Below are 20467 nucleotides of genomic sequence, written 5' to 3'. Positions count from 1 at the left end.
AAGCAACATCGGTAAATTGTTCACCGACGGTTTATGGCCGTCCGCAACGGAAATGCTCTCAACAGGAGTCATGGATGATTCCCTCTCATATTCAGCGTGGATTTACGCTGCTAGAACTTATGATTGTTGTCGCCGTGGTCGCGGTAATCACCGCCAGTGTGTCCGGGACCTGGAAAGCCCTGATAGAGCGGCACACTCGCTATGCGGTTCAGTCGACGCTCTCCCAAGCCTTTGCTTCAGCCCGCAGCAGTGCCGTGACAGTAAACGAGATCACCACCGTGTGCCCGCTTGACGAGAACCAGAACTGTTCCCAGAACTGGGACCTCCCGATAACGGTATTCCTGGATCCAATGAATGCGCGGGCTTTGACCGTTGGCACAGAGGTTATTCGAGTCTTTGACGTTCCGGACAATGGCTTTCTTACCGCCAGCAACTCAGGCCAGTCAGAAAGACGCTATTTTCAATACAATGCCAATGGTACTGCCAGGGGTACGCTAGGTAATCTGATCTGGTGTCCAATCAGTCATAACCCATCCGGGGCAATTCAGCTCAGAATGAATTTCGGAGGCAGGATTACGTGGGCCCGAGATTCAGATGAGGATGGCGTAAAAGAAAATTCTCAGGGACAACCTCTGGTGTGTCCGTGATCAACACGCGAAAACTATTGCCAACAACCGGTTTCTGAAGCAGTACGATTACCCTGCTCGTCGATTGTCATGGTGCCGCAGTCATCGCTCGACTGAATCGATCGGGGCACTGCCTGTAAGGTAAAGGAATCTGTTGTAACGTTCCCCGAGAATGATATGTCGTAAGCGGCTGGGTTTCCCTCTCTCGGCGAGACAGTGAAGGGAAGATCCGGTGCATTGCCATCTGCTTTTCGGTAATCAAACCCGTTCGAGTAGCGACGCTCCATCAGCTGAACAAGCTCAAGCAAGTCTGCCTGAGCCTGGCCTCGTCGGGTTTTCTCGACGTAGCTTTGGTAGGAAGGATAGGCGATTGCCGCCAGTATGCCGATGATGGCAACCACAATCATCAACTCAATCAGCGTAAATCCCTGCTGCTTCTTTGCCCTGTGATACATTTTTTTAAGACCTCTCAAATGAGCATTGCCGGCGACAACACCACCTGCCGGCAATGCTCCGGAGTTAGCGAATCTGTTCCCAGTTCTGCCGGCCGCGACTGATTGAGCCGGCTTCTGGCACGCTTATGATCTGGCCGGATGAGCCGGTGAAAATCTTTCGTTCATCACCAGTCTGTGGATCTGTCAAAACCGTTGGAGTGTTGATTATACCAATGTCGGGATCAAGACCAGACGGCGGAACCGTGAATTCTTCACCATCGATCGCGATGGTCACGAAGTCATTACTGTCGAATTTTCCATCGTTATTAATATCGAAAACCGAGTAGGACAGCCGACTTCCGCTCAGAGTATTAACTTCATAGAGCCAACTGGTGCCGCCGGCAGAGCATGCATCTGAAGACGGGATAAGACTGGTGAAGATCACACGATCACCTCTGACGAGCGCTCGGGATGTCACACGTTCGCCTTGGGGGCCGGGGCCGCCGTTCGCCGAATCCCAGACCAAGTCAATGTGCCAGCCCCTTTCATTAGTCAGCTGATTGTCAGAGATAAAGGTCAAGCCAACATCAAAGATGACGGGATTACCGTCTTCATCGGTTTGCTCAACCTCATCAACTCGCGTAAGTATCTCCTGTTCAAGCAGATCGCTCACCTCCAAGGTTTCTGGTGATTCATCATCATCAATGATGCCATAGAACGCCTGAATCTGAGGATCCACACCAACGACATTATCACCCTGGCGAAGGAAACTGCCCGTTCCGAAAAACACCATGTGTTCGCCTTCCTTGTTGAATGCCGAAGTCAGCGGAGCTGTGATTGGTTGACCAGACGGTGCAGTAAACAGTGGAACCAGTTCAGAGCTTACCCGGAGATCATTCGGAACCCCCCAATTGGATGGGCTCGTTCCCTCAGTATCGATTCGCCAGAGCTTGCCCAACGAGTCTCCCACGTAAATTCGATCCACGACCCGGTTGTTGTCCAGGTCGACGGCCAGCGGAGACCCAAGCTGACCGCTGTTAGGCAAAGAAAAGGTTTCAATCGGTCGTCCTGTTGCAGCATCGAGCACCCATATCTTGCCGCTGCCGGCAGCCGCCGAATCGGAAAACCCACTTGAGACAATGACTGCGAACTGGCCATTCGGCATCGGCGCAATGGACGGCTGCTGAAGCGTACGACCCATATCCGGGTGCGAGAACTCCCAGAGGAACTGATTTTCCGAGACGTTTTCCGGGGCGGTAATGTCCAACGCAAAAACGCTTTCACCACCGGCACCGGTCGAGCCGACTGCCAGGGTTCTCCAACCCAGCGTTGAGCCGAGCCACGCGTCCGCAACGCGTGGAGAACCGTCAACATAGTATCTATGGGTGTAGCCATTTTCAGTCAACTCAGCCAGATTCCCCATGATGTCGGATGGAACGTAAGCAAAGAGTTCTTTACCGGCATCTGCGCCTGAAGAAGCATTGAATCCATGCAGCATACCGTCATTGGCGCCAACGACCACCACAGGCGGACGGCTCTGATAGGCGGCAGATGCCCGGAAAGCGTTGTAGTCGGTCACCGTGGAGAAAGCAGAGATATTATCGAGGCCCGCATAGCCAAAGTTCTGCCGGAAAACGTACTGTGGATTGGAGTTGATGATATCTCCAAGTCGACTGTCTCGCTCCCTGAAAACACCACTCGGATTGGTCAGTGTTTGCTCATTAGAGCGGTCGCCACGAAGGTAATTAACCCGCTGCTCACCAATCGTTTCACTGGTCTGGGTACCGTCCAGGTTCTGGCGCAACGCAAGCTTCTGATCGGCATCCAGCTCATCCCACAGGAACGCCTTACCGGAGGCAGACAAAAGCTCCCCATCGACTGCATCCACATCGGACACAGGATCGTTGGTAATGATGTTCCTCGTATTTACTTCACCCAGGGAGAGGTTGTCCAATTCAGTGGCTGCGCTCCAATCAAAGATGTCGGCAACAGTACCATCCGACTCGATCGAGAAAGCACGCAGATCACCGCTCCAGTTTTCACTGTTGAATGAGGCCTGATAAACCGCCGTATCCGTGCTCAGGCTTGAGGAGCTTGCCGCTACTGACGCTGCGGCAGAAGAAGAACGCAGGATATCAGCAAAGACCAATTCCAGATCCGTGGCCAGCTTCGATGGGTCAATCGCAAAATAATAGTTGTCCGGCAGGCCGTCATTGTTGGCGTCCCAGGATTCAGGATCGGTCGGGAAATTCGCCTGCTTGTCGTACCCGCCCCATTTGGCAGCGTAAAACATCGGGTTTTGCAGAAGACCATCCGACGCACCACTAGTGTTCAGGTCGTAGGTTACTAACGTAGCCTCATCGTTAACCTGACAGTCATCGCATCCAAGCACGCCCGTCGGATCGGTGTAGTCGAATCCCAGAATACCGGAGTGCGCATGAAAACCGTCCTGAGTGGTACCACTGAGCACGTAACCAAAACCGAGTCGCCCGGATGTGGACTCCTGAGCGGTCCTGGTTGTAACCGCCAGCGTGCTATCAGTGATGGTGTAATCAATGACGCCCCACATGTCCTGGTCGTAGTCACCGCCCTGCTCACTGTCTTCCCAGTTCACCAGGAACTTCCCGGTGCCATTTTCCAGATCCTGGCGCACCACCTTGAAGTCCACAATGGCACAGTTACCACCAATGGAAGCGTTACGACACGCCGGCAATATAGTGACGGCGGTCTCCGACGTGCCGGGCAGAGGAATATCGATCCGGGGAACAGCCGGCGCCAACGCCACCGCAAAGGTTTTGATGTTCTGATCGCCCTGCAGAACTGGGCGCAAGTCTTCGGTATAGGCATGATGGGCCAGACCAACGGCGTCATAGCCACCTGACAGCCGGGGCGCTTCCGGACACAGACCAACGGCGTCGGCAAGGCTCCCCAAGGTTTTGGAAGTACAAAGCTGGTTGGTATCGGTGTCGTTTTCGCCGATAAACCAGTTGTTCCCGTTTATGCCTTCCGAGGCACCAATCTCATCGACAATACTGCGAAGTGATGCCACGTCTGTGAGCCCGGGAATGTCAGACACCGAACCCAGTTGATCTCGGTCATAAGAAGCAACGCTTCCATTGAAGTTGATTATATTCAGAGGCGCGCAATAATTGTCGGTGGAAAGAGTGTCGTTCCAGGACTGAACATTCAAACCAGTCAACTGGTCTGTGGTCCCAATGTCTTGGGTAAACGCCGGGCTGGGGTCACTTCCGGTAAAATACCGCACGGCTTCCAGAAAAATCTCGGACTGGGGGTTTCCCCATCCCATGCAGACGCCATCCTCGAAGGAGGCCAATTGGAATGGGCAGTTCTCAGAATCACGATCGTAAACACCATCTGTAGCGTACCCGTACATTCTGAGAACGCTCAGGGAGTCAACGATGTTACCGAGTGATGGAGGTGTCGTGAAAGTCCCGTCAGTGCCCACATTCACTTCATCACTGAATTCGGACACGTTCTTTCTGAGCACACCGCCCGATTTGTTTCTCTCGTAACTGCCGCTCAGTAGACCAAACAGGATTTCCTCGTCATCGCCATACTGCTGAAGCAGACCAACCGGCTTGTAATTGCCCCCCGGATACTGTTTGCAACGCTCCTTATGGATCAGGTCAGAATCGCAAACTTCAACTCGAACGGTGTAATCCTTTTCTCCCAAACCGACATCGTCTCGATCAGGGCTCCGGGCATTGGCGGCGAATTCTGAAATGCCGATGTTATTGCCGTTTACTCCCTGGTTACCCGAAACCTCACTAGACCAACGACACTGATATCGCTCGTTAGCATTCCAAAGACTGTAGTTGCCGCTGGCAACACTCATCCTTGGTGGTCTATCAGCAGGAACACGCTCACCATCATTCAGCGAAGAGTTGTTGGTGGTATTGCAGAAACTCACCCCACTGCGTGACAGGTTCACAACGGTCCAACCTGTAAAATCAGAGCCACTCTGATTGACACCCTTAACCTCAACGGTGATCCGATTGTTGCCAGAATCAGTTCCCGTTAATCGTCCCAACATCAGGGGCGTTGCGCCGGGATCTCCCAAGTCTGGTCTGACGACTCCAGATGTAGTTCCCTGATAGGCCAGTATCTGATCTCCGGTCTCGACGGAATCGAAAAATTCGGTCCGGTTAGTATCCAATGTTATGGTTTTGCTTCCAGTCCCGACGGTGAGCGTCGAAGCACTGGTCGAGATAACTTCATTGGGACTGGTGAACGGCGAAAGCTGGTTCAAGTCACTGCCATTGTAATAGCGAACCCAGGAGTGACCGTCGGTAGGAATATAGGCGCGTTCAAGTACAGTGAGTGAATCAGTATCTGTGCGGCGGAAGCCTCCGAAAAGAATTTTGCGCACCACATCCATTCTGGACATGGTCAGATAGTTGAGAAAGTTACCACTCCAGTTACCACTGACTGAATCACAGTATTTGTCGCTGGTGATGGCCGCAGGCTCGTACCGTGACGTACTGGCATCGTAGTTGTAGCACTTATAGCTGTCGAAATAACCGTAATAGTCGTTGTCATGATTGTAGGTCTGGTCCGCCTGCCCATTGCCGTCGAGATCCAGGTAGTCCGGATAGGCTTCGAAGAACAGCTGGTGGTCGTTGGACAGAGAGAGCATGACTTGGGGCTCTACGCCCTGAGTCAGGAACAGCGGGGTCTGAGCGACCGTTGCATTCGCCGTAGAGAAGGACGTCAACAAAAGCGCGGCGGCTGCGACCAATCCAGTCAGGGCGTGACCCGCTCTCATATAGATTGTTCGATTATCCATCACGAAATTCCTCTTCAAAGGTTTGCCGCCTCTGTCACTGAGTACGGTACACACTTGTTAAGACCACCTGCGTTGAGGCTGACCCGCCAGTGCCCAATGCCGTAATCCTGAAAAATGGCGGCGGCGGTGTAGCCGTGCCTGCTTCCGTTTCTGTTCCAGAGGGCTGCACAGTGCTGATTTCTTCAATATAATATTGTGGTTGCGCGGCCACACCCGGGAAATTACCTGCGTAAGTTTTTGCACCGTTGCCTGGGGCGGTGTTACGCGTGCTCCAATCCGGTGTGTTAATGGCATTTATCTGGTATAGCCCGTTGCTATTGTCGTAGATCGTCGCCGGTGTTGGATTATTCCGAATGAACGCTTCTGCCTCACGAAGCGCAGCTTCCGCTGCTTGGAATGCGAGATCCCTGTCCCGAAGGTTGCCCGTCATACGCTCCTGCAGGATGGTGCCTTGCATGCCCGCGACCGCGACAAGCGTAAGCAACAAAAGCATGATCAATGAAACCAGGAGCACACTCCCCTTCTGGCGCGCCATCGAACTATTCCACCGACACAAAAACCGATTCTGCATTGCGTTACTCCAACCTGTTCCGAATACCAACGGTAGACAAACCAACTACTCGTGACCGTCGGTCAGACTGCGTGGTAATTTCCGTCCCCGCAAGATTGAACGCGCGTGCCGATTCTTCGTCGGTAATGCGGTCGCCTGTGCGGAACAACAGAGCCATGCGTACACTGACGACCTGATCCCAATTGGTCACATTGGCTGCAGTCACGTAACGATCGGCTGCACGATCAGCGCCCGTCGCGACACCATAAAGAATCTGCATATTCTCGACGCCTTCGGCGAGTTCCACTGCGCCAGTGGCGCCCGCATCCAGGCGTTCACGGAACAGGGCAGGCTCTCCGCTGGCGCCTTCACCGATGAAATATGCGGTGCTGCTAAATATATAGATGCCGGCCTCGTCGTCATAATCACCATTAAATTTTTCATTGACGGGGGTAACGTTGCCTGGACTTCCACCGGAGCCTTTTGTGAGCCCACCAGAGTTGGTGTTGTTTGTTTTTTGAAAAAGGTCGCCTCCACTGCAGTCACTGGCGACGACCGTAAGAATTGTCCCAGCCGGAATATTGGAGTTGCCATCAGTTCCGAGAGTGTTACCGTCACCACCCGGATTACCATCCAGGTCGACATCAGCCCGTTGACCGCCGCTCAGCACCAGGAAATCAGTCCCCGGGATGATTTGACCCTGGATATCGGTAGGAATGGTATCGCCGGTCCCATTCGACCAGGCAGACCCACTCGCTTCGAGAGTGGTTATGGTGAATTCGTCGCCAAGTCCAGTGCTTGCCGCATCCCAGCCGATCACTGCACCGTTCTCATAGATAGTCGGATCATACGCAGCATCAGTCTGGTCCAAATTATTGAACGGTTCTCCAATCAAACAGCCGAAATGCCCAGCCATACGAGCGTCGAACTGCAGAGTGCCCAGCGAGAATCGAACGTTTTCCTGAACTTTGCCGAGAGCATCACTCAGGCGATAGGTCTGGCTGGAGCCCAGGAAAATCTGCACCACGCCTAGCGTCAAAACTAGACCCAGAGCCAGAGCGATCATCAGTTCGATCAGCGAGAGACCGGACTGACGCCGGGCGCCAACCAATGGTTTAGGAATTGTTTTCACAACGCGACCTCCAGAGTCAGCGCACCGTCATCCAGATCAGCCACGTCCTCTCGCGAGCTCCACATCAAATCCACGGTGACCCTGTTGCCATTCACAGACACTTCGCCGTTCCCCCCTGGTAATAAACAAGCAAGCGAGTTGCGCCATTCATCAAGGTCATCTTCTGCGACTCCGGAATTATCAATAGCAAAACCGGTGTTGCAGGCCACGGCATCGGGGTCTATAAGTGCATAATCGTTTATGTTCTGGCGATTTGCCCTGATGCGCTCTACGAGATCCTCCGCGAGAAAAATAGCTTGCGTTCGCGCTTGGCTGCCAGTTGTCTGCTGGAGGCTGGCAGTCTGTAGAGACGCCATACCTAGCAGCCCGATAGCAAGAATAAGTAGGGCTACCAATATTTCAATCAAACCAAAGCCGGATTGCTGAGTGGAAACAAAACGCAACGCGTGCCTACTTCTGCGAAAATTTTGACTCATGTACAGTCCCCCGCCTGAATCGACGCACGCCCGGACAGTGAGACCGTGACAGTTCGCATTTTGTCCGTTTCTCCTGTTTCACAGCCTACTGGTTCAAGACTCACCTGAAAGGCAGCATTGGTCATTTCACCCCGAGCATTAAACGTCAGCGTGCTTGCGCTTGCGGTGTAATCCAGTTGATTACCCGCATCAAATTGGCGAAGGATGTCAGTGCCCGAACAATCAGCGCCCAGATGCACGCACCAACCGGCGTCAAAACCGCCGGTCCTAGCACTCAGTGACACGTCATCACCAACCCGCACGGCTTCACTGCGGGCGAAACTCATTGCAGAAAAAAGGCGGTTGGATTCTGTGGCCAGGCGATTGTTCTCAATGACTTGCCGAAAAGACGGCACAGCAACCGTCGCAACAATTGCCAGAACAGCAACAACCACCATCAGCTCGATGAGAGTAAAACCTCTTAGGGCACTTCGGTCAGTCATGGCAGCATCCTAAATTTATCTTAATGGAGCATAAAAGAGCGGACATTCACTGACGAGGGCATTGCGACGAGCGGCAAAAGATAAAAGATAAGCGGTAGGAACTCACACTTATTTGTGAGCAGCATCAAATTTGGGGAGACAATTCGAATGAAGCGCTGGCATAGGCATGCCCAACCGGGCGGCTGGGCATGTAGTTATCTTATTGCACCTCTACCGCATCAATCCTGAGCTCCCGAGGCATGGAAAACACAATATTTTCCTCACGCCCGGCGATTTCTTGCGGTAGCTCCCCACCGAGCTCACGAAGCCTGGCAATCACATCATTCACCAACACCTCCGGTGCAGAGGCACCGGCCGTCACGCCAATAGAGGTTTTACCCTCCAGCCATTGCGGTTCAATCTGTGAGGCCTCGTCGATCAGGTAGGCGGGCGTGCCCATGCGCTCCGCCAGCTCACGCAGGCGGTTGGAGTTGGAGCTGTTCGGGGAGCCCACCACCAGCATCAGGTCGCAGTCGCCGGCCAGCTGTTTCACCGCGTCCTGGCGGTTCTGGGTGGCGTAACAGATGTCATCCTTGCGGGGGCCCTGGATCTCAGGGAACTTATCCCTGAGGGCATCAATCACGCGGGCGGTGTCGTCCATGGAAAGCGTGGTCTGGGTGACATAGGACAGTTTTGCGGGGTCTTTGACTGCCAGCTCGGCGACGTCTTTCTCATCTTCCACGAGATATATCTCACCACCGTTGCTGTGGTCATACTGCCCCATGGTGCCCTCCACTTCCGGGTGGCCATGGTGGCCAATCAGAATGCACTCGCGCCCCTCGCGGCTGTACTTCATTACTTCCAGGTGCACTTTGGTCACCAGCGGGCAGGTCGCATCGAACACCTTCAGCCCGCGGCGAGCTGCTTCGTTCTGAACCGCCTGAGACACCCCGTGAGCACTGAAGATCACCAGTCTGTCGTCCGGCACTTCTTCCAGCTCATCCACAAAAACGGCACCGCGCGCGCGCAGGTTATCCACCACAAACTTGTTGTGCACCACTTCATGGCGCACGTAGATCGGCGCGCCAAACACATCCAGGGCACGGTTCACAATTTCGATGGCACGGTCGACACCGGCACAGAAGCCACGGGGATTAGCGAGTCGAATTTGCATAAACATTGCCCTGAGATATCGAAAAAGTCGGCGAAAGCAAGTGGGGAGAGCTTTCAGGGATCGTCAAAAACAAGGATGTTTTTGTCGAGCGTACACGGACGTATTCACAGCGTATCCCTGAAAGCTCTTCCCACTTGCTGACATGAGCCAAGGCCGAGAGACCAGTCACTTAATGGGCAGCCCCCACAGGCTCCACATCAATAATTTCCACTTCAAACGTCAGTGTACGCCCCGCCAGAGGGTGATTAAAGTCCACCTCAACCTGGTCCCCCTCCACGCGGCTGACCATGCCCGGCAACTCACTCTGGCGAGCATCGGCAAACGAGATCATAACGCCCTTCTCCAGCACCATGTCCGCACTGAACTCGCTGCGTTTGAAGGTCTGCACATTGTTCGGGTTATGCTGGCCAAATGCTCTCTCCGGAGGCACTTCGTAGCTGTTCCGGTCGCCGGCCTTCATGCCCATGAGATAGGCTTCGAAATTCTCGGGCAGATTCTCGTCACCGATCTCCAGCGTTGCTGGCTCTTTCTCGAAAGTGGAATCAATGATCTCACCGTCACTGAATTTCAGTGCGAAGTTGAGTGTGACGCGGGTACCCTGATCTACGGGAAGTTCTTTCATTGGCAGCTATCGCTCCTGTCTTCCTTCACTCCGGATTACCATCTGGTTCCCGGGGCTTGCGGAAAATATCGAGAATCATCATGCAGGCACCAATGGTGATTGCGGTGTCGGCAATGTTGAAGGCGGGAAAGTGGTAGTTGTTCCAGTAGAAATGCAGGAAATCCACCACATAGCCATGAACAATGCGGTCATACACGTTGCCCAGGGCGCCACCGAGGATTAATACGATGGCAATGGCCGACCAGGTTTCATACCGGCGCAGGGATTTTAACCAGAACACCAGCACAACACTGACCACCAGCGCCAGGGTAATAAAGAACCAGCGCTGCCAGCCCGCCGCACCGGCCAGGAAACTGAACGCGGCTCCCGTATTGTGAAGCAACGTCAGATTGAACATGGGCATCACCGGCACCGGGTTGCCATAGCTCAGCATCGCGGTGGCCATGGCCTTGGTCCCCAGGTCCAGCACGATCACCAGAACCGCCAGCCAGAGCCAGCGGAGTTGGGAGCCGGTGGTTTCTGTATCCTTCATTACGCTTTCCACAGCCCGGCTTCCATCAGGCAAAAGAACGGGACTCGCCCTGCCCTTCCACGTTAATGACACAACGGCCGCACAGATCGCTGTACTTCTCGTTCTGACCAACATCCGGCCGATGATGCCAGCAGCGCTCGCACTTGGCATAGGTAGCCGGGGTCACTTGCACCCACAAACCTTCATGGGCGGTCTGTTCTGCATCAGCGGCTTCAGCCGCCGGTTTCACCGTGGCTTCAGAGGTAATGAGCACAAAGCGCAACTCTTCGCCCAGATAGTTGAGGTCGTTCGCCAGATCACCGTCGCAATACAGTGTGACTTCCGCACTGAGCGAACCCTTGATTTCACCACGGCCGCGGGCCTCTTCCAGGCGCTTGTTCACGGCTTCCTTGACGCTGGCGATACGGCTCCAGTAATCACGGCCGAGCTCCGCATCCGCCGGCAGCGGGGTCAGCCCCTCATACCAGGTTTCGTAGAACACGGTATCGCCTCGACTGCCCGGCAGGTGCTGCCAGATCTCGTCGGCGGTGAAGCTGAGGATCGGCGCAATCCAGCGCACCAGGGCTTCCGCCACATGATAAAGGGCGGTCTGGCAGGAGCGGCGCTCGCGGCTGTCGGCCTGGGTGGTGTACTGGCGATCCTTGATGATGTCCAGGTAGAAGCCGCCCAGGGTGGCCTCGCAGAAGTTGTACACTTTCTGGTAAATGCGCAGGAACGCGTAGTTCTCATAATCCTCATGCAGCTCCGCCTGCAGCTGCAGGGCCTTGTCGACCATCCAGCGATCGAGGGCAATCATGTTCTCCGGGGCCACGGAGTGCTGCTCCGGATCGAAACCGGTCAGGTTGCTGAGCAGGAAGCGGGCGGTGTTACGGATGCGGCGATAGCCGTCGGCCGTCTGTTTGAGGATATCCTTGGAAACCGTCATTTCACCGCTGTAGTCGGTGGCTGACACCCACAGGCGCAGGATATCCGCACCCAGTTCGTTCATTACTTCCTGGGGCGCAATCACATTACCCAGGGACTTGGACATCTTGCGGCCCTTGCCGTCCACGGTAAAGCCATGGGTCAGCACCTGCTTGTACGGGGCCACGCCGTTCATCGCAATGGAGGTTTTCAGGGACGACTGGAACCACCCCCGGTGCTGGTCAGAGCCTTCCAGGTAAAGGTCCGCCGGGAACTGGCCCAGCTCCTTGCGGGGGCGCAGTACGGACTCGTGGGTCACACCCGAATCAAACCATACGTCCAGGGTATCGGTGACCTTTTCATACTGCTCGGCGTCGCTGCCCAGGAGTTCTGAGGTGTCGATATCGTACCAGGCGTCAATGCCGCCCTTCTCGATTTCCTTCGCCACCGCCTCGATCAGGTTGCGGGTGTCCGGATGCAGTTCCTGGGTTTCCTTATGGATAAACAGGGTGATCGGCACGCCCCAGGTGCGCTGACGCGAGACGCACCAGTCCGGTGATTGCCTGAACATCGCCTCGATGCGGTTCTGCCCCCAGGCGGGAACCCAGCGCACGCCCTTGATCGCTTCCAGGGCGTCGTCACGGAGGTTTTCCTTATCCATGCTGATGAACCACTGGGGCGTGGCACGATAGATCAATGGCGTCTTGGTGCGCCAGCAGTGGGGGTAGCTGTGGCTGAACTTCTCGGCCCGGACCAGCTTGCCCTCCCTCTCCAGAGCGGAACAGACCGGGTCATCAGCCTTGTACACGTGCACACCTGCAAACTCACCGGCGGCCTGGGTGTAGGTGCCGTCAGCCTTGACCAGGCTGATGGTGCCAATGCCGTAGGCCTTGCCCACTTCAAAGTCTTCCATGCCGTGATCGGGCGCGGTGTGAACAACACCGGTACCGGCGTCCGTGGATACGTGATCACCGAGAATCAGCGGCACCTGCTTGTCATAAACAGGATGCTGGAGGGGCAGTTTTTCCAGACTGGCACCGGGAACCGTCGCCAGAACCTCATACGTCTCCACACCCCAGCGCGACATGATGTCATCGACCATTTCCGCCGCCACGATCATCCGCTCGGGGCCCTGGCCAGCATCTACCTGCACCAGGGCGTATTCCAGCTCCGGGTGGATGGAAACCGCCTGGTTGGCCGGGATGGTCCAGGGGGTGGTGGTCCAGATCACGACCGATACATCGCCCTCACCTTTATCCGTACCAAACAGGTCCAGCACCCGCGCCTGATCCACTACCGTGAAGCGAACGTCAATCTGTACCGAGACCTTGTCCTGGTACTCCACTTCGGCTTCCGCCAGCGCAGACTGACCCACCACGCTCCAGTAAACCGGCTTGAAACCGCGAACCAGGTGGCCTTTGGCAACGATTTTACCCAGGGCCCGCACAATACCCGCTTCCACTTTCGGGTCCATGGTCAGGTAGGGCTTGTCCCACTCACCCATCACACCCAGGCGGATAAAGTCCTCTTTCTGGCCGGCAATCTGCCTGGTGGCGTAGTCACGGCAGGCCTGGCGGAAGGTCTTGTAATCCACCTTTACCCCGGCCTTGCCAATCTCCTGCTCCACCTTGTGTTCGATAGGCAGGCCATGGCAGTCCCAGCCGGGCACGTAGGGCGCGTCAAAGCCCATGAAGCTGCGGGACTTGACGATCATGTCCTTGAGAATCTTGTTGACCGCATGACCGATATGAATGCTGCCGTTGGCGTAGGGAGGGCCATCGTGAAGGATGAACTTTTCCCTGCCTTCCCGCTGCTGGCGCAGGGTGCCGTAGACGTCCAGGTCCTGCCAGCGCTTGAGCATGTCCGGCTCCCGCTTGGCGAGGTTACCGCGCATGGGAAAGGCGGTTTCAGGCAGATTCAGGGTGTGCTTGTAGTCGCTCATGGTAAAGGTGCGTAGCTCAGGTTGTTAAATGTCGGTCAGTGTCCGGTGGCTGAGGAGCCATGGTTTGCAATCCACGCCCGGGCGTCGTCGAAATCACGGGCAATCTGCTGTTTCAGGTCATCCACCGAGTCGAATTTCACTTCGTCCCGCAGGGCATGGCGGAAGACCACATCCAGTCGCTGGCCGTAAAGTGTGCCAGCAAAGTCAAACAGGTGCACTTCCAGCGAGGGCTGTTTGCCGTCCACCGTGGGGCGCAGCCCGATGTTGGCAACGCCGTCCACGACCCGCCCGTCCGCCAGGGTCGCGCTTACCACGTAAACACCTTGCAAGGCCGGCATGTGCGGCAGCAACAGGTTCGCAGTCGGCGCGTCGATCTCGCGCCCAAGCTGGCGCCCGTATACCACCCTTCCGCGGATGCGGTAAGGATGGCCCAACAGCGCTTCGGCTTCTTCGATCCGGTTCTCAGCCAGCACCTTGCGGATGCGGGTGCTGCTGACTCGCTCACCATCAACGGTGACGGTGCGGGTGTTTTCAACCGTGAATCCCCGTTGCTCACCCACTTCCCGCAACAGCGCAAAGTCACCGGCGCGATCGCAGCCGAAACGGAAATCGTCCCCGACCACCAGGTGGCGGACACCGAGGCCGTCGATCAGAACATCCTCAATGAATCCCATGCCGGAATAACTGCGAAAGCGCTCGTTGAATCGCAGGCAAAGGACGATATCAATACCCGACGCCAGCAGCGCTTCAAATTTCTGCCTGAACGCCGTCAGCCTTGGAGGTGCCTCCCGGCCCTGGAAAAACTCCCGCGGCTGGGGTTCGAATACCATCACCACCGAGGGCACGCCCAGCTCCAGGGCTTTCTCGTGTACCTGGTCGATAATTGTCTGATGCCCCAGGTGTACGCCGTCGAAATTCCCGATGGTGGCAACACACCCGTTAGCCAGCGGCCCATCGGCCTGCTGTGCAAAGTGTTTCAGGTTGGTCAGGCCCCGGATCAGACGCATGTAAAGCGAACCCTTGTTTTGCCAGCGGTGCATGGTTTCACTGGTGAGAAAACGCGCGATTATAACCTACCTGTGACGGAAATGTCTTACCCGGACCCCGGCCAGTGCCAACACGGTAAAATACACCGCAACGCCCGAGACTACGAGAATACCCATATCCGTGGCCCGCTGGAGGCCACCCGCACCCAGCCACCGGTCAACCGGCGGCTGCAGCCAGAGAATGGCGCCAGCCAGCGCCGCGTTGGCAAATCCGATCTGCATCAGGAAACGGGGCCAGCCCGGCTGCCACTTCCAGGCGCCTTCCCTGATCAATCCCCGCCACAACAGCCCCGTATTCAGCCAGGCCGACAGCGATGTCGCCAGCGCCAGTCCTGCGTGGGCCAGCGGGAAGATCAGCGCCAGGTTGAACACCATATTAGCCACCATGGCAATGATGCCGATCTTGACCGGGGTTTTGGTGTCCTCGCGGGCGAAATAGCCGGGCGCCAGCACCTTGATAAGCATGAAGGCAAGCAGCCCTGCGGAATAGGCACGGAGGCTCTGGGCCGCCATGGTGACATCCCGGTCGGTGACTTCGCCATAATGGAACAGGGTTGCGACAAGAGGTTCCGCCAGCAGCGCCAGGGCCAGCGCCGCCGGCAGGCCGATCAGCAGTACCGCCCTCACCGCCCAGTCCAGCGTTGCCGAGAACTGGTCCGCCGATGCGGCGGCGTGCTTGCGGGACAGGCTGGGCAGTATCACGGTGGCAATAGCTATACCGAACACGCCCAGGGGTAGCTCGGCCAACCTGTCCGAGTAATACAGCCAGGAGACGCTGCCGGTCTGCAGAAATGAAGCGAGCACTGTGTCCAGCAGCAGGTTGATCTGGCTGACCGAGACCCCGAACAGCGCCGGAACCATCAGCTTCAGTATGCGGCTCACCCCCTCGTGCTTGTAGTCCACCTTTGGACGCGGCATCAGCCCCAGCTGCATCAGGAAGGGAATCTGGAAGAACAACTGCAACGCGCCGGCGATGAACACGCCCCAGGCCAGGGCAATGATGGGGGTTTCCATCAGCGGGGACAGGAAGATCGCGGCGCCGATCATTGCCAGGTTCAGCAATACTGGCGTGAACGCAGGTATGGCAAAGCGGTCGTAGCTGTTGAGGATACCGCCGGCGAAGGCCGTCAGCGAGATCAGCAACAGGTAGGGGAAGGTGATCCGCAGCATGTCGCTGGCCAGACCAAACTTGAGATCATCATCCAGGAAGCCCGGCGCGAAAACCGCGGTCAACAGCGGTGCGCCCACCATGGCAACGACGGTCACCCCGAGCAGGACCAGGCCCAGGGAACCGGCAACCGCATTGACCAGGCGCCGGACCTCGGTAACGGACTCCTGCTCCCGATAGGAGGAGAGCACCGGCACGAAGGCCTGGGAAAAGGCCCCCTCCGCAAACAGGCGGCGCAGGAAGTTGGGGATCTTGAAGGCGACAAAAAAGGCATCGGCACTGGCGCCGGCGCCAAAATAGCGGGCAATCACCATGTCCCGCACCAGGCCAAGGACCCGTGACAGCATGGTCATAATGCCCACCACACCGGACGACCTCAGCAGTCCCGGCGGCTTGGGCAGCGCCTTCTGTAGTTTTTCGGTCTGCTCAGGTTCGGATGACATTCGTGGCCTGGACAATGAATTGGAGGATTCTGGAGTTTTCCGGCATACCACGACCCTGGTTTCGGTATTTACGTAACCTCTGATGAGGGCGCTCCGGCAACGAGCGGCGAGTTTACCACAGGCCTTGTGGATACCGGGATGAAATAGCGTTGAGCCTTGACATTTTGGGGCGTTGGCGGCATAGTTCCGCGTCATTTATTTCGACGCGCTGGTTTTGGCGCGCCCGCGATTTTTACGAATCGTTTCACACGAATTTCGGATTTCACAGATCTCAGGAGTTATACGGTGGCAAATTCCCCGCAAGCCAAGAAGCGCGCACGTCAGAACGAGACAAACCGCAAGCATAACGCCAGCCTGCGTTCCATGGCGCGCACTTACATCAAGAAGGTCCAGGCCAACATCGAAGCTAACAAGCCGGAGGAAGCGCAAGCTGCTTTCCTGAAGGCCCAGCCGATTATGGACAGCATGGTTAACAAGGGCGTGTTCGCCAAGAACAAGATTGCTCGCCAGAAGAGCCGTCTGAGTGCCCGCATCAAGGCTCTGAAGAGCGCGTAAATCGCTTTATCAGAACTTGAATGAAAAAACCGGCCATCTGGTCGGTTTTTTTGTGCCTATTTATTGAGTCGCCTGCTCACCTGGGAGAACAGGCGGGGCCGACAGGGTTCTCCGAAAACACGCCGTGAACCCATCCATGGGGGCTCGGCATTGCCATCCCTGGCAATGCACGGTTTTCGGAGAACCCTGTCGGCCCCGCCTACCTTCACTCGGGAAAACGCTAGACGATCACCATGTTGTCGCGGTGGATCATTTCTTCGTCGGAGATATAGCCCAGTACTTCTGTGATGCGATCGCTGGAGCGGCCGGCGATGGCTCTGGCTTCGTCGGCGTCGTAGTTGATCAGGCCGCGGGCGATTTCTTTGCCAGTTTCGTCAACGCAGGAGACCATTTCGCCGCGGCGGAACTGGCCGGAGATGCTTTTTACCCCAACCGGCAGCAGGCTGCGGCCGCCCCGGCAGAGGACGTTGACGGCGCCCTGGTCGAGGGTGAGTTTGCCGCGGGTCTGGAGGTGGCTGGCCAGCCATTGTTTGCGGGCGGCGATTCGGCCCTGTTCGGGGAGCAGGAGGGTACCGATACTTTCGCCGTCGCGCAGGCGAGCGATAGCATTTTCGATGCGGCCACCAACGATGACAGTAAAGGCGCCGGAACGTGCGGCCAAGCGGGCGGCGCGGACTTTTGTCTGCATGCCGCCGCGGCCAAGGACTCCGGCTCCGCCCGCGGCCATGGCATCAAGCTCGGAGTCGCTGGCGCGGCGTTCGTCAACCATTTGCGCGTCGGGATTCTTGCGCGGGTCTTTGTCGAACAGGCCGAGCTGGTCAGTGAGTATGATCAGCCCGTCGGCCTCGATCAGGTTGGCAACCAAAGCACCCAGGGTATCGTTGTCACCAAAGCGGATCTCGTCGGTGACGACGGTATCATTCTCGTTGACGATGGGAACCACACCAAAATCGAGCAATGCCCTCAGGGTACTGCGGGCATTAAGGTAGCGCTTGCGGTCGGACAGGTCGTCGTGAGTCAGCAGAATCTGCGCAGTATGGCGGTTGTGGCGTTTGAACTGGGCCTCCCACGTCTGCACCAGGCCCATCTGGCCGACGGCCGCTGCGGCCTGTAGCTCGTGCAGCTGTTCAGGACGAACAGTCCAGCCCAGGCGGCTCATGCCCTCGGCAACAGAGCCTGAGGAAACAATGACTACTTCAACGCCAGCACTGACCAGTTCTGCAATCTGGTCCACCCACAGCCCGAGGGCAGCCACATCCAGCCCCCTGCCATCATTGGTGAGTAGTGCACTTCCTATTTTTACGACCAGGCGGCGAGCCTGGCGCAGCTGGATGCGTTTGCTCATTGTATTCCAGTCCACGGGGCGGGCGGGCAGGTACCCATGTCGGTGGATACGCTGTGAATACGTCCATGTTCGCTCGACAAAAACATCCCTGTTTTTGACGATCCACCGACATGGCACCTGCCCGTCCGACGATACTTTGGCGTTAGATCAAACAAAAACCCCTTACTCTGGGGCGTAAACCACTTCAACGTCGTAATCGTCATCATCGAAGTCGTCATCATCGTCATCCTGACGGGCTTCGCGACGGATCTGGCGCTCTGCTTCGATTCTTGCCCTTGCCTCTTCGTCCATCTGGCGGCGACGGGCAGCCTCGCGCTCGGCGAATTCTGGATTTTCCGCCTCTTCCCGGGCCTGATCCTCGATCCAGCGCATAACGGCCTGCGTGAGTGGCTTGGTGCCTTCGCCGCTAAGCGCGGAGATGCTGAACACGGGGCCTTTCCAGTCAAGCTCGTCGATGATGGCCTGGCAATGGGCGTCACGCTCTTCTTCCGCGACCATATCCACTTTGTTCAGCACCAGCCAACGCTCCCTGCCGGCCAGGGTTTCGCTGAACTTTTCCAGTTCGTGCTCTATGGCACGAACGCAGTCAACCGGTGAAGATCCGTCGTAGGGCGCCACGTCCACAAGGTGCAACAGCAGGCGGGTGCGAACCAGATGCTTGAGAAAGCGAATACCCAGACCAGCGCCTTCCGCCGCGCCTTCAATCAGGCCCGGGATGTCAGCAATAACAAAGCTCTGGTGCGCCTGCACGCTGACCACACCGAGATTCGGCACCAGGGTGGTGAACGGATAGTCTGCCACTTTGGGCCGCGCCGCTGATACGGAACGGATAAAGGTGGACTTGCCGGCGTTGGGCATGCCCAACAAGCCAACGTCCGCCAGCACTTTCAGTTCCAATCGCAGGTTGCGAAGTTCGCCTTCAGAACCCTTGGTGGTCTGGCGCGGAGCACGGTTTACCGAGGACTTGAAGCGGGTGTTACCCAGCCCGTGAAAACCCGCCTGAGCCACTTTCAGGCGCTCGCCGGCCCGGGTCAGGTCACCCAGTACTTCGTGGGTATCCATGTCCACAACCGTGGTACCTACCGGCACCGGCAACACCAGATCCTCACCCTTGATGCCGGTGCAGTTACGGCCGGAACCCGGCTGTCCGTTCTCGGCCTTGTGCTTGCGCTGGAAGCGGTAGTCGATCAGCGTATTGAGCGCGCTGTCAGCCTCCAGGTACACGGAACCGCCGTCGCCGCCATCACCACCATCGGGGCCACCTTTGGGCACGTATTTTTCACGGCGGAAACTCAGGCAACCATGGCCGCCCTTGCCCGCCTCAACAATGATGGTGGCTTCGTCTACGAACTTCATCAATCAACCCTTTGCGCACTGCGCATAAACTAAAAAGCCCCGCAGCCTCATGGAAGCTATGCGGGGCTCCAGGGGAACTCTGATATCAGATGATATCAGGGCCGCCCCAGGTTCGACAGAACCCGAGATCGCCGCTGCTTACGCAGCCGGAACGATGCTCACGAACTTGCGGTTCTCCGGACCCTTTACCTCAAAGATCACCTGGCCGTTTGCGGTTGCAAACAGGGTATGGTCTTTGCCGAGGCCAACGTGATTACCCGGATGGAAACGGGTGCCGCGCTGACGAACAATAATGCTGCCTGCAGTTACAGTCTCGCCGCCGAAGCGCTTCACACCAAGTCGTTTCGACTCGGAATCGCGACCGTTACGGGTACTACCTGCTGCCTTTTTATGAGCCATTACAAGCCTCCTTATATAGGGGGTTATTCGAGGGTCTTAACCCTGGATACCCGTGATCTTGACTTCAGTAAACCACTGGCGGTGGCCCTGACGTTTCATGGAATGCTTCCGGCGACGGAACTTGATGATCTGGATCTTGTCGTGACGGCCGTGGCTAACCACTTCTGCTGTCACTTTAGCACCATCAACAACCGGCGCACCAACCTGAACCTTCTCACCATCGGCGATCAGCAGAACGCGGTCAAACTCGACGTTGCCGCCAGTTTCCACTTCCAGCTTTTCCAGCTTCAGAGTTTCGCCTTCTTTTACACGGTGCTGCTTACCACCGCTAACAATAACTGCGTACATTAACGTTCTCCGCGATTGACCCATCCCTGCTCTTATCCACCTGGTTCTAAGGGAAGCGCTTTGGCAACCCTATAGCAGGGAGCGCAGGTTGGGATGAGTTGGGCGCGTGATTGTACGAAAACCGCTACTGCTTTACAAGCCAAGTTGA

Annotated in this window: 18 protein-coding genes; 2 read left to right on the top strand and 16 right to left on the bottom strand. The window is 56.6% G+C overall.

Going from position 1 to position 20467, the window contains the following annotated elements; genetic code table 11:
- The first annotated feature begins 74 nt into the window (after nt 1-74).
- Nucleotides 75-647, top strand: a complete 573-nt coding sequence (locus DIT71_RS15920; RefSeq protein ID WP_114614210.1) for a GspH/FimT family pseudopilin — start codon at nt 75-77, stop codon at nt 645-647.
- Nucleotides 648-661: 14 nt separating this feature from the next.
- Here the strand turns inward: DIT71_RS15920 and DIT71_RS15915 are convergent, their stop codons facing one another.
- The 12 genes from DIT71_RS15915 to murJ form a co-directional block, all read right to left on the bottom strand.
- Complete coding sequence (locus DIT71_RS15915; RefSeq protein WP_280114364.1) at nt 662-1135, bottom strand: type IV pilin protein; 474 nt, start codon at nt 1133-1135, stop codon at nt 662-664.
- 10 nt (nt 1136-1145) lie between these two features.
- A complete protein-coding gene (locus DIT71_RS15910; RefSeq protein ID WP_114614209.1) occupies nt 1146-5867 on the bottom strand; it encodes a pilus assembly protein in 4722 nt (1573 codons plus the stop codon).
- A 34-nt stretch (nt 5868-5901) separates the two neighbouring features.
- A complete protein-coding gene (locus tag DIT71_RS17945; protein ID WP_199491036.1) occupies nt 5902-6402 on the bottom strand; it encodes a pilus assembly PilX family protein in 501 nt (166 codons plus the stop codon).
- Between the two features lie 40 nt (nt 6403-6442).
- Nucleotides 6443-7549: a PilW family protein gene (locus DIT71_RS15900; protein ID WP_199491035.1), complete on the bottom strand. Its 1107-nt coding sequence runs from the start codon at nt 7547-7549 to the stop codon at nt 6443-6445.
- Nucleotides 7546-8025, bottom strand: a complete 480-nt coding sequence (gene pilV, locus DIT71_RS15895; protein WP_114614208.1) for a type IV pilus modification protein PilV — start codon at nt 8023-8025, stop codon at nt 7546-7548. Before pilV ends, DIT71_RS15900 begins: the two co-directional genes overlap by 4 nt.
- Nucleotides 8022-8507, bottom strand: coding sequence for a GspH/FimT family pseudopilin (locus DIT71_RS15890; RefSeq protein WP_114614232.1), 486 nt, complete (start codon nt 8505-8507; stop codon nt 8022-8024). Before DIT71_RS15890 ends, pilV begins: the two co-directional genes overlap by 4 nt.
- Before the next feature lie 199 nt (nt 8508-8706).
- Nucleotides 8707-9660 (bottom strand): 4-hydroxy-3-methylbut-2-enyl diphosphate reductase, encoded by a 954-nt coding sequence (ispH, locus tag DIT71_RS15885; protein WP_114614207.1) that lies wholly within the window; start codon nt 9658-9660, stop codon nt 8707-8709.
- Nucleotides 9661-9829: 169 nt separating this feature from the next.
- A complete protein-coding gene (gene fkpB, locus DIT71_RS15880) occupies nt 9830-10282 on the bottom strand; it encodes an FKBP-type peptidyl-prolyl cis-trans isomerase (RefSeq protein WP_114614206.1) in 453 nt (150 codons plus the stop codon).
- Nucleotides 10283-10307: 25 nt separating this feature from the next.
- Nucleotides 10308-10814, bottom strand: coding sequence for a signal peptidase II (gene lspA, locus DIT71_RS15875; RefSeq protein ID WP_114614205.1), 507 nt, complete (start codon nt 10812-10814; stop codon nt 10308-10310).
- Between the two features lie 25 nt (nt 10815-10839).
- Entirely contained in the window at nt 10840-13659 is a 2820-nt protein-coding gene (gene ileS / locus DIT71_RS15870) for an isoleucine--tRNA ligase (RefSeq protein ID WP_114614204.1), read from the bottom strand.
- A gap of 35 nt (nt 13660-13694) precedes the next feature.
- Complete coding sequence (gene ribF, locus DIT71_RS15865) at nt 13695-14666, bottom strand: bifunctional riboflavin kinase/FAD synthetase (RefSeq protein ID WP_114614231.1); 972 nt, start codon at nt 14664-14666, stop codon at nt 13695-13697.
- Nucleotides 14667-14732: 66 nt separating this feature from the next.
- Nucleotides 14733-16316: a murein biosynthesis integral membrane protein MurJ gene (murJ, locus tag DIT71_RS15860; RefSeq protein ID WP_114614203.1), complete on the bottom strand. Its 1584-nt coding sequence runs from the start codon at nt 16314-16316 to the stop codon at nt 14733-14735.
- Between the two features lie 285 nt (nt 16317-16601).
- On the opposite strand from murJ, the gene rpsT reads away from it, so the two are divergent.
- Nucleotides 16602-16871, top strand: a complete 270-nt coding sequence (rpsT, locus tag DIT71_RS15855; RefSeq protein WP_114614202.1) for a 30S ribosomal protein S20 — start codon at nt 16602-16604, stop codon at nt 16869-16871.
- A 220-nt stretch (nt 16872-17091) separates the two neighbouring features.
- On the opposite strand, the gene proB is transcribed toward rpsT, so the two are convergent.
- The 4 genes from proB to rplU form a co-directional block, all read right to left on the bottom strand.
- Entirely contained in the window at nt 17092-18216 is a 1125-nt protein-coding gene (gene proB, locus DIT71_RS15850) for a glutamate 5-kinase (RefSeq protein WP_114614201.1), read from the bottom strand.
- A 162-nt stretch (nt 18217-18378) separates the two neighbouring features.
- Nucleotides 18379-19572, bottom strand: a complete 1194-nt coding sequence (gene cgtA / locus DIT71_RS15845; RefSeq protein ID WP_114614200.1) for an Obg family GTPase CgtA — start codon at nt 19570-19572, stop codon at nt 18379-18381.
- 138 nt (nt 19573-19710) lie between these two features.
- On the bottom strand, nt 19711-19971 hold the full coding sequence (gene rpmA / locus DIT71_RS15840) for a 50S ribosomal protein L27 (protein ID WP_114614199.1): 261 nt from the start codon (nt 19969-19971) through the stop codon (nt 19711-19713).
- A 36-nt stretch (nt 19972-20007) separates the two neighbouring features.
- Nucleotides 20008-20319 (bottom strand): 50S ribosomal protein L21, encoded by a 312-nt coding sequence (gene rplU / locus DIT71_RS15835; RefSeq protein WP_036203642.1) that lies wholly within the window; start codon nt 20317-20319, stop codon nt 20008-20010.
- Between the last annotated feature and the right edge of the window lie 148 nt (nt 20320-20467).

Origin of the sequence: Marinobacter vulgaris, assembly GCF_003344045.1 — a bacterium.
GTDB classification, from domain to species: Bacteria; Pseudomonadota; Gammaproteobacteria; order Pseudomonadales; family Oleiphilaceae; genus Marinobacter; species Marinobacter vulgaris.
This window is presented reverse-complemented; position numbering and strand designations above follow the sequence as displayed.

Excerpts from the sequence above, each read along its gene's own strand:
- DIT71_RS15920 (WP_114614210.1), top strand. The coding sequence starts at position 75 with ATGATTCCCTCTCATATTCAGCGTGGATTTACGCTGCTAGAACTTATG.
- DIT71_RS15910 (WP_114614209.1), bottom strand. The coding sequence starts at position 5,867 with ATGGATAATCGAACAATCTATATGAGAGCGGGTCACGCCCTGACTGGA.
- DIT71_RS17945 (WP_199491036.1), bottom strand. The coding sequence starts at position 6,402 with ATGGCGCGCCAGAAGGGGAGTGTGCTCCTGGTTTCATTGATCATGCTT.
- pilV (WP_114614208.1), bottom strand. The coding sequence starts at position 8,025 with ATGAGTCAAAATTTTCGCAGAAGTAGGCACGCGTTGCGTTTTGTTTCC.
- DIT71_RS15890 (WP_114614232.1), bottom strand. The coding sequence starts at position 8,507 with ATGACTGACCGAAGTGCCCTAAGAGGTTTTACTCTCATCGAGCTGATG.
- ispH (WP_114614207.1), bottom strand. The coding sequence starts at position 9,660 with ATGCAAATTCGACTCGCTAATCCCCGTGGCTTCTGTGCCGGTGTCGAC.
- fkpB (WP_114614206.1), bottom strand. The coding sequence starts at position 10,282 with ATGAAAGAACTTCCCGTAGATCAGGGTACCCGCGTCACACTCAACTTC.
- lspA (WP_114614205.1), bottom strand. The coding sequence starts at position 10,814 with ATGAAGGATACAGAAACCACCGGCTCCCAACTCCGCTGGCTCTGGCTG.
- ileS (WP_114614204.1), bottom strand. The coding sequence starts at position 13,659 with ATGAGCGACTACAAGCACACCCTGAATCTGCCTGAAACCGCCTTTCCC.
- ribF (WP_114614231.1), bottom strand. The coding sequence starts at position 14,666 with ATGCGTCTGATCCGGGGCCTGACCAACCTGAAACACTTTGCACAGCAG.
- murJ (WP_114614203.1), bottom strand. The coding sequence starts at position 16,316 with ATGTCATCCGAACCTGAGCAGACCGAAAAACTACAGAAGGCGCTGCCC.
- proB (WP_114614201.1), bottom strand. The coding sequence starts at position 18,216 with ATGAGCAAACGCATCCAGCTGCGCCAGGCTCGCCGCCTGGTCGTAAAA.
- cgtA (WP_114614200.1), bottom strand. The coding sequence starts at position 19,572 with ATGAAGTTCGTAGACGAAGCCACCATCATTGTTGAGGCGGGCAAGGGC.
- rpmA (WP_114614199.1), bottom strand. The coding sequence starts at position 19,971 with ATGGCTCATAAAAAGGCAGCAGGTAGTACCCGTAACGGTCGCGATTCC.
- rplU (WP_036203642.1), bottom strand. The coding sequence starts at position 20,319 with ATGTACGCAGTTATTGTTAGCGGTGGTAAGCAGCACCGTGTAAAAGAA.